The following is a 14417-nucleotide window of genomic DNA, read 5'->3' as shown; positions in this document are numbered from 1 at the left end:
TTGATCGCAGTGGTCAGTGACGACAAGCTCGTCGACTACCTCAAGCGGGTCACCGCGGACCTCAAGCGGACCCGGCAGCGGGTCCACGAGCTGGAGTCGGGCAGCGCCGAACCGATCGCCGTCGTGGCGATGGGCTGCCGCTTCCCCGGGGGCATCACCACCCCGGAGGACCTGTGGGAGTTCGTGCGCCTGGGCGGTGACGCCGTCTCGGCGTTCCCCACCGACCGCGGCTGGCACACCGACCGACTGCGCGGGACCTTCCGGCGGGCCGGCGGATTCCTGTACGACGCGGGCGACTTCGACGCCGGGCTGTTCGGGATCTCGCCGCGCGAGGCGCTGGCGATGGACCCGCAGCAGCGGCTGCTGCTGGAGACCTCCTGGGAGACCCTGGAACGGGCCGGGATCGACCCCACCTCGGTGCGGGGCGCCGACGGCGGCGTGTTCGTCGGCATGGCCGACCAGAAGTACGGCCCCCGTGAGGACGAACTGCTCGACGAGGTCAGGGGACTCGTCCTGACCGGTACGACCAGCAGTGTCGCCTCCGGCAGGATCGCCTACTCGCTCGGCCTGCAGGGGCCCGCGATCACCATCGACACCGCCTGCTCGTCGTCGCTGGTCGCGCTGCACCTCGCGGTGCGTTCCCTGCGCGCCGGGGAGTGCTCGTTCGCCCTCGTCGGCGGCGCCGCGGTGATGGCGGAGCCCACCTTGTTCGCGGAGATGGCCGAGCAGGGAGGCATGGCCGGCGACGGCCGCTGCAAGGCCTTCGCCGCCGCCGCGGACGGCACCGGCTGGGGCGAGGGCGTCGGCGTGCTCCTCCTGCAACCGCTGTCCACCGCACGGGAGCAGGGCCTGCCCGTCCTGGCCACCGTACGAGGCTCCGCGGTCAACCAGGACGGGGCCTCCAACGGCCTGTCGGCCCCCAACGGGCCCGCCCAGCGCCGCGTCATCCGCAAGGCGCTCGCCGACGCCCAGCTCGGCGTCGGGCAGGTGGACGCCGTGGAGGCCCACGGCACCGGTACCGCGCTCGGCGACCCGATCGAGGCGCAGGCCCTGCTGGCCACCTACGGCCAGGACCGGGCCGGCGACGAGCCCCTGTGGCTCGGCTCGGTGAAGTCCAACATCGGGCACACCCAGGCCGCGGCCGGCATGGCCGGAATGATCAAGATGGTGCAGGCGATGCGGCACGGGCTGCTGCCGCGCACCTTGCACGTGGACGAACCGACCCCGCAGGTCGACTGGTCGGCGGGGGACGTACGGCTGCTGACCGAGGAGCAGCAATGGCCGCGGACGGGACGGCCCCGCCGCTCGGCCGTCTCCTCCTTCGGCATCAGCGGCACCAACGCGCACGTCGTCCTCGAGTACGACCCCGAGACGAGCGAACGCGACCCCGCGGCCGAGCCGGAGCCCGACACCTCGGCGAAGGCCCCCGTCCCGTGGACCCTGTCGGCCGCGAGCGAGGCCGCGCTGCGCGCCCAGGCGCGGCGGCTGCACGGGCACGTGTCCACCGGCGCGCAGCGGCCACTGGACGTCGCCGCGTCCTTGGCCTCCGGCCGCGCCCGGCTCGCCCACCGCGCCGTCGTCCTCGGCTCCGGCCCCGGCGAACTCCTCACCGCTCTCGCCGCCCTCGGCACGGGCCAGGCGGACCCCCGCGTGGTACGCGGCCGGACCGCCCCGGCCGGACCGGTGGCCTTCCTGTTCACCGGGCAGGGCTCCCAGCGGGCGGGGATCGGGCGGGAACTGTACGAGGCCTTCCCCGTGTTCGCCCGCGCCTTCGACGAGGTGCGCGACCGGCTCGACCCGCAACTCGCCCACTCGCTCGACGACATCCTCGACGGACGCGTCGTGGACGGGCTGCCGCTGATCGAGCAGACCGGATACGCACTCCCCGCGGTGTTCGCGCTGGAGGTGGCGCTGTTCCGGCTCGTCGAACACGCCGGTGTCACCCCCGACTACGTCCTCGGCCACTCCACCGGCGAACTCGCCGCCGCACACTGCGCCGGAGTCCTCTCCCTGGACGACGCCTGCACCCTGGTGGCGGCGCGCGGCCGACTGGTACAGACCCTGCGCACCGACGGCGCGATGGTCGCCGTCGAGGCGTCCGAGGCGGAACTGGCCGCCGCCATCGACCACGCCGACGTCGGCGACCGGGCGACCATCGCCGTGGTGAACGGGCCCCGCGCCGTGGTCGTCTCCGGCGACGCCGACGCCGTCGAACGGGTCCGCGAACTCTGCGAGGAGCGCGGACACAAGACCCGCAAGCTGCCCATCAGCCACGCCGCGCACTCCGTGCACATGGAGCCGATGCTGGAGCCGCTGCGCGAGGTGGCCGAGGGACTGCGACACCACGAGCCCCGCATCCCCATGGTGTCCAACCTGACCGGCGCGCCCCTCGACCCCGCGTCGCTCAGCTGGCCGGAGTACTGGGTCCGGCAGGTCCGCGAGACCGTCCGGTTCCACGACGGCATCCGCTGGCTCGGCGCACGCTCGGTCACCGCCTGCCTCGAACTGGGACCCGGCGGGGCGCTCATCGCCATGGCCCGCGACGGACTCGGCGACCAGGGCCGCGACATGGCGCTGGTGCCCACCCTGCAGCACGACAGGCCCGAGGCGGACACGGTGCTGACCGCGCTGGCCGAACTGCACGTGCACGGCGTCGGCGTCGACTGGAGCACCATGCTGGCCGCCCGCGGCGGGGCCCGCACCGCGCTGCCCACCTACGCCTTCCAGCACGAGCGTTACTGGCTACCCGCCACCCCCACGGCACCGCGCACCGCCGAGCCGGCCGACGAGGCCGGACGCGTGCGCTACCGGGTCCGCTGGACGCCCGACACCTCCTTCGGCCCCGACGCCCGCCCGGCCGGCCCCTGGCTGGTCGTCGCCCCGGCGGACGGCGACGGCGCCACGGTGGCCGAAGCCCTCGGGGAGTCGACGGTCCTGGTGACCGCCGGGCCCGGCGAGGACCGCGCCGCCCTCGTGGAGCGGCTGCGCGCGGCGCTGCCCGCCGAACGCCCCGCGGCGGGCGTCCTCGCGCTGCCCGCGGCGTCCGGCGACCCCCTGGAAACGGCCCTGACCCTGCGGCAGGCCCTCGCCGACGCCGGCGTCAGCGCCCCCGTGTGGTACGCGACCAGGGCCGCGGTCTCCGTCGACGCCGAGCCGGCGCCCGGAGCCGCACAGGCCCCCGTGTGGGGGCTCGGCCGGGTCCTGCCCGGCGCGGGCGGTGTGGTGGACCTGCCGGCCGACCTCGACGCGCGCTCGCTGCGCCTGCTCGCGGCCGTCCTCGCCGCGCCCGGCGACCGCGACGAACTCGCCGTACGGCCCGGCGGGGTGTTCGCCAGGAAGGTGCTGCCGGCCGAGCGCCCCCGGACCGTCCGTCAGTGGCGCCCCGCGGGGACCGTCCTGATCACCGGCGATGTCGCCGACGTCACGCCCGACCTGCTGCGGTTCCTCTCCGCCGACGGTGCCCGCGAACTGCTGCTGGCGCACCGCCCGGACGCCGTGCTGCCCGACGCCGCCGTCCTGGACGCGGCGGGCGGCCCCTGCACCCTCACCGCATGGGACCCGGACGACGGGCAGCCTCCGGTGGACCCGGCTTCGGTGACCGCCGTGGTACACCTCAGCGGCATCGACCCGGCGGGCCCCTCCACGGTCGACGAGCTCGCCCCCGCCGGCCTCGCCCGTGCGGTGCGGGACCGGCTGCGCCCCGTCGCCCGGCTCCAGGAGCTGTTCCTGGACGAGGACCTGGACGCCTTCCTGCTGCTGTCCACCGTCGCCGGTACCTGGGGCGGTACCGAGGACGTCGTGCACACCGTCGCGCACGCGGCCCTGGAGTCCCTGGCCTGGCGCCGCACGCTCGACGGCCGGACCGGCACCTGCGTCGGGTGGGGCCCCTGGGTGACCACCGCGGACGACGGGAACCCGGCGGTGCCCGGCCTGCTCCCAATGCCCGCACGGCTCGCGATGTCCGCGCTGACGGCGTCCCTCGACGCCGACGACGCGGTCTGCGCGATCGCCGACATCGACTGGACGCGATTCCACCCGGTCCTCACCGGCCGCGGGCCGCGCCCGCTCGTCGCCGACCTGCCCGCCGTCCGGGCCCTGCCCGCCCCCGGCGCGGCCGAGGCGGTCCCGGCGCCGTCCGCCGACCGGGCACATGACCTGCTGGAACTGGTGCGGGCGCAGGCCGCCGCCGTGCTCGGCCACGCCTCCGCCGACGCCATCGATCCCGCCCTGCCGTTCCGCGACCTCGGCTTCGAATCCCTGGCAGCCGTACGGTTCCGGGACCGGATCGCCGCCGAGACGGGTCTGCGGCTCCCAGCGACCCTCGTCTTCGACCACCCCACCGTGCAGGCGGTCGCCGCGCACCTGATGGCCGAACTGTCCGGGACGGTCCCCGACGAGGACGACACCGCGCCGGCGGCCGACCACGACGACCCGATCGCCATCGTCGGCATGGCCTGCCGCTATCCCGGCGGCGTCCAGGACCCCGACGGCCTGTGGGACCTGGTGCACTCGGGACGCGACGGCGTCGCGGACTTCCCCGCCGACCGGGGCTGGGACCTGCCCGCCCTGCGCCGGGCCGCACCCGACCTCGCCATGAAGGGCGGATTCCTGCCCGACGCCGCAGACTTCGACGCGGCCTTCTTCGGTATCTCCCCCCGCGAGGCGACCGCCATGGATCCCCAGCAGCGGCTGCTGCTGGAGGTGTCCTGGGAAGCCCTGGAGAACGCGGGCCTCGACCCGGCCACCCTGCGCGGCAGCCGCACCGGAGTCTTCGCCGGCGCCGCGGGCTCGGACTACGGAGCGGCCCTGGCCGGCGCGCCCGAGGCGGACGGATACCTCACGACCGGCACCGCGACCAGCGTCATCTCCGGCCGGATCGCCTACACCCTCGGCCTGCACGGGCCCGCGGTCACCGTGGACACGGCGTGCTCGTCGTCGCTGGTGGCCCTGCACACGGCGGTGAGCGCCCTGCACCGGGGCGAATGCGACCTCGCTCTCGCCACGGGCGTCTCCGTCATCTCGACACCGGGCGCGTTCGTCGACTTCGCCCGGCAGAGCGGACTGGCCGCCGACGGCCGCTGCAAGGCGTTCGCCGCGACCGCCGACGGCACCAACTGGGCCGAAGGCGCGGGCGTCCTGGTGGTGGAACGGCTCTCCGACGCACAGCGCAACGGGCACCGGGTGCTGGCGACGATCCGGGGCAGCGCCATCAACTCCGACGGAGCCTCCAACGGGCTGTCCGCCCCCAGCGGAGGGGCGCAGCAGCGGGTGATCCGGCAGGCGCTGGCCACCGCGGGACTGTCCACCGCGGAGGTGGACGCCGTGGAGGCACACGGCACCGGCACCACCCTCGGCGACCCCATCGAGGCCCAGGCGCTGCTGGCCACCTACGGGCGCGACCGGTCCGCGGAGCAGCCGCTGTGGCTGGGCTCGCTGAAGTCGAACATCGGGCACAGCGGCGCGGCGGCCGGCGTCGGCGGCGTCATCAAGATGGTGCAGGCCATGCAGCACGGTGTGCTGCCCCGGACGCTGCACGTCGACGAGCCGACGGACGAAGTCGACTGGTCCGCGGGCACGGTGCGGCTGCTCACCGAGAACCGCCACTGGCCAGAGACCGGCAGGCCACGCCGCGCGGGTGTGTCGGCGTTCGGCGTCAGCGGCACCAACGCCCACGTCGTCCTGGAACAGGGCCCGGATCTCGCCGAAACCCCGCGGCCCGAACCCGAACCCGCCCCCGCCCCGGCGGACCGGCCGGAACCCGGCACGCGGCCGGACAACACCGTGCTGCCGTGGCTGCTGTCAGCCCGTAACGCCGAGGCGCTGCGCGCGCAGGCCGCCCGCCTGGACGCCCACGTGGCCCAGCGGGAGCTGCCCGCCGCCGGCGTCGGGCACGCCCTGCTGACCTCCCGCTCGGCCTTCGAGCACCGGGCCGTCGTGCTCGGCACCGGACACGGCGAACTCACCGAGGCGCTGCGCGCCGTCGCGGCCGGCAGGCCCGCCGACGGCACGGTCACCGCGGTGGCCCGCCAGGCCGGCCGTGGCCCGGTCTTCGTCTTCCCCGGCCAGGGCGGGCAGTGGCCCGGCATGGCAGCCGAACTCCTCGACAGCTCCCCGGAGTTCGCCACCCGATGGGCCGAGTGCGAGCGCGCTCTCGCGCCCTACACGGACTTCTCCGTGACCGAACTCGTACGCTCCGGGCAGGTCCTCGAACGCGTCGACGTCGTCCAGCCCGTGCTCTTCGCGGTCATGGTGTCGCTGGCGGCCCTGTGGCGCTCCCACGGAGTGGAGCCCGCGGCGGTGATCGGACACTCCCAGGGCGAGATCGCCGCCGCCTGCGTGGCCGGGGCGCTGACCCTGGACGACGCGGCGCGGGTGGTCGCGCTGCGTGCCCGGGCACTGCGCGCGCTCGTCGGCGAGGGCGGCATGGTCTCCGTCGGCCTCCCGCTCGCCGAGGCCGAGCAGTGGCTTCCCCGGTGGGACGGACGCATCTCCGTGGCGGCCGTCAACGGTCCCTCCGCGGTGGTGTTCTCCGGCGAGCCGGACGCCCTGGACGAGCTGGTGGCCCACGCCCGCGCCCAGGAGGTCCGGGTCCGGCGCATCGATGTCGACTACGCCTCGCACTCGGCGCAGGTGGAGCGCATCGAGGACGAGATCATGGCCGCCCTCGGCCCGGTCGCCCCCGGCCCGGCCGGAGTCCCGTTCTTCTCCACGGTGACCGCCCGGTGGCAGGACTCCACCGCGCTGGATGCCGCCTACTGGTACCGCAACCTGCGCGAGCCCGTTCTGCTCGAACCGTCCGTCACGGCACTGGCCGAACAGGGCTACGACGTCTTCGTCGAGGTCAGCCCGCACCCCGTGCTCCAGGCCGCTCTCACCGAGACGGCCGAGCTGGCCGGCGGCGAACCCGTGGTCACCGGCACGCTGCGCCGTGACGACGGCGGGCCGAGGCGGTTCCGTACGGCCCTCGCGGAACTCTGGGCGCACGGCGTCCCCGTCGACTGGGCGCCCCTGTTCGACGGGTTCCGCGGCCCGCCCGTGGAACTGCCCACCTACCCCTTCCAACGCACCCGCTACTGGCCGGCACCCCGGCCCGCGGCGGCCGGGGACCCGCAGGACGACCGCTTCTGGCAGGCCGTGGACCAGCAGGACCTGCCCGCCCTGGCGGACACGCTGGGCCTGAGCGACGAACAGCCGCTGCGGGCGGTCGTACCGGCTCTGTCCGCCTGGCGGCGCGGCCGCAGGGAACAGGCCGTCATCGACTCCTGGCGCTACCGCATCGAGTGGCGGCGACTGCCCGAGCCGCAAGGCCGCACCCTGCCCGGCACCTGGCTGCTGGCGGTGCCGTCCGGCGTCACGGGCGACCCGCTCGCCACCGACGTCGCCGAAGCCCTCGGCGACCTCGCGGACGACCTGGTGGTCCTGACCGTGGACAGCGGAGCGGACCACACCGCCCTGGCCACGGCGATCCGTGGCGCGCTCGACGGCAGGGACGCGGCCGGAGTGATCTCGCTGACCGCCACCGACTCCACCCCGCACCCGGACCGGCCCGCCGTACCCGCCGGGACGGCGCTCACCCTCGCCCTGCTGCGGGCACTCACCACCGCCGAGGTCGGCGCGCCGCTGTGGTGCCTGACCCACGGCGCCGTCGCCACCGACGACGACGCCGGACCCGCCCACCCCGAGCAGGCGGCCGTATGGGCCCTCGGCCGCGTCGCCGCGCTCGAGTTCCCGCACACCTGGGGCGGCCTCGTCGACCTCCCCGACACCCTCGACGACCACACCGCGCGCCGCCTCGCCGCGGTCCTCACGGGCCTGGACACCGAGGACCAGATCGCGCTGCGCCCGTCCGGCGTGTTCGGCCGCCGGCTGGTCCGCGCCGCGCCGCGCACCGCCGCGGCCGCGGGATGGCGGCCCCGCGGCACCGTCCTGGTGACGGGCGGTACCGGAGCGCTCGGCCGGCGGGTCGCCCGCTGGCTCGCCCGTGAGGGCGCCGAACACCTGGTCCTCACCAGCCGGCGTGGCCCGCACGCACCCGGCGCGGAGGAACTGGCCGCCGAACTGACCGCGCTCGGCACCCGGGTGAGCCTGCTCTCCTGCGACCTCACCGATCCGGACCAGGTGACCGCGATGGTCGCCGCCGCGCAGGGCGACGGCGACCTGATCAGCGCCGTGGTGCACACCGCCGGCGGCGGCGGACTCGGACCCCTGGCCGAGGCAGGGCTCGACGACCTGGCCGAGGCGATGGCCGCCAAGGTGAGCGGCATCGCGCACCTGGAAGCGGCCCTGGACCCCGCGCAGCTCGACGCCGTCGTCTACTTCTCCTCCATCAGCGCCTCCTGGGGCGCCGGCAACCACGGCGTCTACGCCGCCGCCAACGGCGCCCTCGACGCCCGCGCCGAGCACCGCAGCGCGGCCGGGGTGCACACCGTCTCCCTCGCCTGGGCGCCCTGGGCGGGCGGCGGCATGGCCGACGACCCCGTCTTCGACACCCTCGCCCGCAAGGGACTGCCGCTCATCGACCCGGACCTCGCCGTCTCGGCCCTCGCCGCGGTGCTCGCCGAAGGCGAGTCCTCGCTCCTGCTGGTGGACGTCGACTGGCAGCGGTTCACCCCCCAGTTCACCTTCGAACGGCCCAGCAGGCTGCTGTCCGAGCTGCCCGAGGCCCAGCCCGAACCGGCCGCCGGCGACATCGCGGAGGACGACACGGCCTCCCCCCTCGCCCGGCGGCTGGCCGGCCTGACGGACCCGCAGCGCTCGGCGGCCCTGCGCGAGATGGTGCGCGAGCAGGCCGCGGCCGTACTCGGCCACCAGGAGGCCCGGACCGTCGACGCCGACCGCGCCCTGAAGGAACTGGGCTTCGACTCACTCACCGCCGTCGAACTGCGCAACAGGCTCAGCGCCGCGACCGGACTGCGGCTGCCCGCCACCCTGGTCTTCGACCACCCCACGCTCGCCGGAATCGCCGACTTCGTGGCCCGCGGACTCCAGCCCGAGACCGCCCCGCAAACCGCACCCGCCACCGTCGTACGCGTCGACCAGGACGAGCCGGTCGCCATCGTCGCCATGGCCTGCCGCTACCCCGGCGACATCGCCTCCGCCGAGGAGCTGTGGCGCGCGGTCCTCGACGAGAAGGACCTGATCACTCCGTTCCCCACCGACCGGGGCTGGCCGGTCGGCCGGCTCCTGGACGCCGACCCCGACCGGCCCGGCACCAGCTACGTGGACCACGGCGGATTCCTGCACGACGCGGGCGACTTCGACCCCGGCTTCTTCGGCATCTCGCCGCGCGAGGCACAGGCCATGGACCCGCAGCACCGGCTGCTGCTCGAATCGTCCTGGGAGGTCCTGGAACGCGCCGGCATGGTCCCGAAGTCCCTGCGGGGCAGCCGGACCGGCGTGTACGTCGGACTGACCGACCAGGCCTACGGCACCCGGCTGCGCGGCTCCGCGGACGGCATGGAGGGCTTCCTCGTCAGCGCGTCGTCCAACCTCGCCTCCGGCCGGATCTCCTACTCGCTCGGACTCCAGGGCCCCGCGCTCACCGTGGACACGGCCTGTTCCTCCTCGTTGGTGGCCCTGCACCTGGCCGCCCAGGCGCTGCGGGACGGCGAGTGCGACCTGGCGATCGCGGGCGGCGCCACCGTCATGCCGGACCCCACCTCCTTCGTGGCCTTCAGCCGGCAGCGCGGCCTGGCCGCCAACGGCCGCTGCAAGCCGTTCGCCGCGGCCGCCGACGGGTTCTCCCTCGGCGAGGGCGTGGGCGTCCTGTTGGTGGAGCGGCTGTCCGACGCCCGCCGGCTCGGGCACCCCGTGCTGGCGCTGCTCCGCGGCTCCGCGGTGAACCAGGACGGCGCCTCCAACGGCATCACCGCGCCCAACGGCCCCTCTCAGGAGAGGGTCATCCGGCAGGCCCTGGTCAACGCCGCGCTGCCCGCCTCCGCGGTGGACGTGGTCGAGGCGCACGGCACCGGTACCACGCTCGGCGACCCGATCGAGGCGCAGGCCCTGCTGGCCACCTACGGTCAGGACCGCCCGGCCGGCCGGCCGTTGCGACTGGGCTCGGTCAAGTCGAACCTGGGGCACACGCAGGCGGCCGCCGGCATGGCCGGCGTCATCAAGATGGTGCAGGCCATGCGGCACGGACTGATGCCGCGCACCCTGCACGTGGACGAGCCCAGCCCGCACGTGGACTGGAGCTCGGGAGCGGTGGAACTCCTCGTCGAGGCACGGGAATGGCCACGAGGCGGTGAACCGCGCCGTGCCGGGGTCTCCGCCTTCGGGATCAGCGGCACCAACGCGCACGTCGTCCTGGAGGAGGCGCCCGAGGAGCCGCAGTCCGACGGCTCCGCCGGGAGCGCCGGGGTGCCGGAGGCGGCGGCGGACACCGGCCGTCCCGTGCCGCTCGTCGTCTCCGCCCGCACCCAGGACGCGCTGCGTGACCAGGCCGCCCGCCTGACCGCCCTTCTGGACCGGGACGACGACGACCTCCTCACCGACCTCGCCTACTCGCTCGCCACCAGCCGCGGCGTGCTGGACCGGGCGGCGGTCGTCGTCGCCGCGGACCGGGACGAACTGCGCCGCGGCCTGTCCGACCTGGCCACCGGCGCGGTCGCCGAGGAGCGGGCCGAGGGCGGCCTCGCCTTCCTCTTCACCGGCCAGGGCGCCCAGCGCGCCGGCATGGGACGCGCCCTGTACGACGCGTTCCCCGAGTACGCCGCGGCCTTCGACACGGTGTGCGCGGAACTCGACCGGCACCTGCCCCGCCCGCTGCGCACGGTCCTGTGGGCCGAGCCCGGGACGGACGAAGCCGCGCTGATCGACCAGACCCTCTACACCCAGACCGGTCTGTTCGCCGTCGAGGTGGCACTGTTCCGGCTGCTGGAGCACTGGGGGGTACGACCCGACGCCCTGCTCGGCCACTCGGTCGGCGAACTCGCCGCCGCGCACGTGGCCGGCGTGTGGTCGACCGCGGACGCGGCCCGGGTGGTCGCCGCCCGCGCCCGGCTGATGCAGGAACTGCCCCAGGGCGGCGCGATGCTGTCCGTCGCCGCGTCCGAGGACGAGGTGTCCGCCGTGCTCGGCGACGCGCTCGCCGAGATCGCCGTCGCCGCGGTCAACGGCCCCGCATCGCTGGTGCTGTCCGGGACCGACGAGGCCGTGACCGCCGCCGGTGCCCGGCTTGCCGACGCGGGGCTGCGCACCAAGCGGCTCACCGTCAGCCACGCCTTCCACTCCGCCCTGATGGAGCCCATGCTCGCCGCGTACGAGCACGAACTCGCCCAGGTCGCCTTCGCGGAGCCCGCCCTGCCCGTCGTCTCCAACCTCACCGGGGAGGTGGCCGGCGCGGAACTGTGCGACCCCGCCTACTGGGTGCGGCAGGTGCGGCAGGCCGTGCGGTTCGCGGACGGGGTGCGCACCCTGCTCGACGAGGGCGTCACCACCTTCCTGGAACTGGGACCGGACGGCGTCCTGACCGCCATGGCCCAGGAGTCGGCCGGGGAGCGGGCCACCGGCATCGCGGCCCAGCGCCGGGACCGCGACCAGGTACGCACCCTGCTCACCACGCTCGGCAGGCTCCACGTGCGCACCGAACGCGTGGACTGGGCCGCGTTCTTCCGCGGCACCGGCGCCCGCCGGGTGGAACTGCCCACCTACGCCTTCCAGCGTCGGCGCTACTGGCTGGACGCGCCCACCGGCGGCGCCGAGGCCCTGGCCGGCGCGGGCCTGGCAGGCACCGGCCACCCGCTGCTGACGGCGTCCGTGACGCTGCCGGGCACGGGCGAATCCCTGTTCAGCGGCAGCCTGCCCGCGGCCCCGGACGGGCAGGCCCTGTCCGGCGGCGAGATCCTCGACATGGTGCTGTGGGCGGGCGGAAGCCTCGACTGCGACCGGATCGCCGAACTCGATGTGGCCGGCCCGGTGCCCCATGCTCCCCAGGCTCCGCTGCAACTGGTGGTGGCCGCGCCCGACGAGGACGGAAACCGCGGCTTCACGCTTCACCTGGGCCCGGCGGACGGCCCGCACGGCGCCGGCCAGGACCCCTGGACGCGGATCGCCGACGGCGTGCTCGGCGGCACCTCCACCCGGCCGCGGCACGAGCCCGGCACCGCGCCCTGGCCGCCGGCCGACGCCGAGCCCGTGGGCGCCGACCTCGTCTGGCGCCGGGAGGACGAGCTGTTCGCAGAACTGGCGCTGGCCGAACGTGACGCGGCGGACGCCGACCGGTTCGGCCTGCACCCCGAGCTGCTGGCACAGATGACGGAGCTGATCGCCGAACTGGCCGGGCAGCCGGTCCACTTCACCGGAGTGACCCGGTACGCGACCGGCGCCACCGCACTGCGGGTGCACCTGACCCGCAGCGCCCCCGACGCCGTGACCGCGCTGCTGACGGACACCGACGACGAACCGGTGCTGGCGGTGGACCGGATCCGGGTCCGCACCGGCGACGCGCCCGTACGTCCCGGCCCCGGGGCCGCACCCGACGCCCTGTACCGGCTGACCTGGACACCGGTGGAGGCCGTGGCCCTCGCCCCGGACCCGGGCTGGGCGGTGGTGGGTGCCGCCGCCGACGACCTGGCCAAGGCCCTCGCGGCGGAGGGCGCCGAGGTGGTCACCCACCCGGACCTGGCGTCCCTCGCCGACGAGGCCGACCGCGGTGACGGGCCCGGTCTCGTCGTCCTGCCCGTGGAGACGGAGCCCGGCGCACCCGCCGAGTCCGCGCGACGGACCGTCCACCGCACGCTGGAGCTGGTCAGGGAACTGCTCGCGGACACCCGGCTGGCCGGCACCCGGATCGTCTTCGTCACGAGGACGGCCGTGTCCACCGGCGACGGCACCCCCGTCGACCCGGCGCAGGCCGCGGTCCGCGGCCTGCTGCTCTCCGCCCAGGCCGAGCACCCGGACCGGTTCGTCCTGGCCGACCTGGGTAGCCGGGCGGAGGACACCGATCTGCTCGCGGCGGCCGTCGGCACCTGCCTGGCGCAGGCCGAGCCGCACCTCGCGATCCGCGACGGCCGGCTGCTCGTGCCACGGGTGGCCCGGGTCACCGAGCCGCCGCAGGCCCGCGCCCCCGAGCCCGACGAACACGGCACGGTGCTGGTCACCGGCGCCACCGGAGGCATCGGCACACAGATCGTGCGGCACCTTGCGGCCGAGCACGGCGTGCGCCGGCTGCTGCTGCTCAGCCGCACGGGCCCGGACGACCCGCGCGCGGCCGAACTGGGCCGTGAACTGGCCGCGTCCGGTGCCGAGGCGACCTTCAGGGCCTGCGACATCGCCGACCGCGCGGCCCTCGAAGCCGCCCTGGCCGAGGTGCCGGCCGCGCACCCGGTGACCGCGGTCGTGCACATCGCCGGAATCGTCGACGACGGCGTGCTCACCACACTGACCCCCGAGCGGGTCGACCACGTCCTGCGGCCCAAGGCCGAGGCCGCCGTGCACCTGCACGAGCTGACCGCGGGCCTGGAGCTGTCGCACTTCGTGCTGTTCTCCTCCGGTGTCGGCGTGTTCGGCGGCGCCGGACAGGCCAACTACGCGGCGGCCAACGCCTTCCTCGACGCGCTCGCACACACCAGGCGGGCGGCCGGGCTCCCGGCGACCTCGCTCGCCTGGGGCCTGTGGGAGACCGACTCCGGCATGTCGGCCCGCCTGTCCGACGTGGACCGCCGGCGCATGGCCCAGGCGGGTGTCCTCGCCCTCTCCCCGCGCCAGGGCCTCGCACTGTTCGACCGGGCGTGGAACTCCGGTGCGGCCACCCTGGTGCCGATGGGCCTGGACATGGCCGTACTGCGCCGCAAGGCGGCCGACGCCACGTTGCCCGCCCCGTTCCGCGCACTGGTCCCCGCCCCGCTGCGCCGGGCCGCGGCCGGCACCGGACAGGCGGCCGGACAGTCCTTCGCGCAGCGGCTGGCCGAGCAGTCCGAGAGCGGCCGGCGGCAGCTGCTGCTGGAGCTGATCCAGCGGCAGGTGGCCACCGTGCTCGACTACGGGGCCGACACCCCGCTGGACGCCCGGCGCTCCTTCCGGGAACTGGGCTTCGACTCGCTCACCGCGGTGGAGCTGCGCAACGGACTGGTAGCCGCGACGGGCGTCCAGCTCTCCGCCGCGCTGGTCTTCGACTACCCCACGGCGGCCGCGCTCGCCGAGCACCTGGAGAGCAAGGTGCTGCGGTCGGTGGCCGGGGCGCCCCTGCCGGTGCTCACCCAGCTCGACCACCTGGAAGCCGCACTCGCGGCACCCCCCGCCGACACCGCCACCCGTGAGCAGATCACGGCCCGGCTGCGCGCTCTGGCCTCCGCGTGGAGCGCGCAACCCGACGACGGCGCCGACGACGGCGACGTCACCAGCAAGCTCGATTCCGCCTCGGATGAAGAGCTGTTCGACTTCATCAACGCGGAACTCGGAGAGGACTGAGCCCG

The 14417-nt window shown here is 75.5% G+C and carries 1 protein-coding gene; it reads left to right on the top strand.

Annotation, left to right across the window (positions count from 1 at the left end; all coding sequences use genetic code 11):
- Positions 1 to 9 precede the first annotated feature (9 nt).
- Positions 10 to 14412, top strand: a complete 14403-nt coding sequence (locus tag BJ965_RS12160; protein WP_184908673.1) for a type I polyketide synthase — start codon at positions 10 to 12, stop codon at positions 14410 to 14412.
- Positions 14413 to 14417: the final 5 nt, after the last annotated feature.

Origin of the sequence: Streptomyces luteogriseus, assembly GCF_014205055.1 — a bacterium.
GTDB classification, from domain to species: domain Bacteria; phylum Actinomycetota; class Actinomycetes; order Streptomycetales; family Streptomycetaceae; genus Streptomyces; species Streptomyces luteogriseus.
Note: the sequence above shows the minus strand (reverse complement) of the source record. Positions and strands in the feature narration are given on the sequence as shown.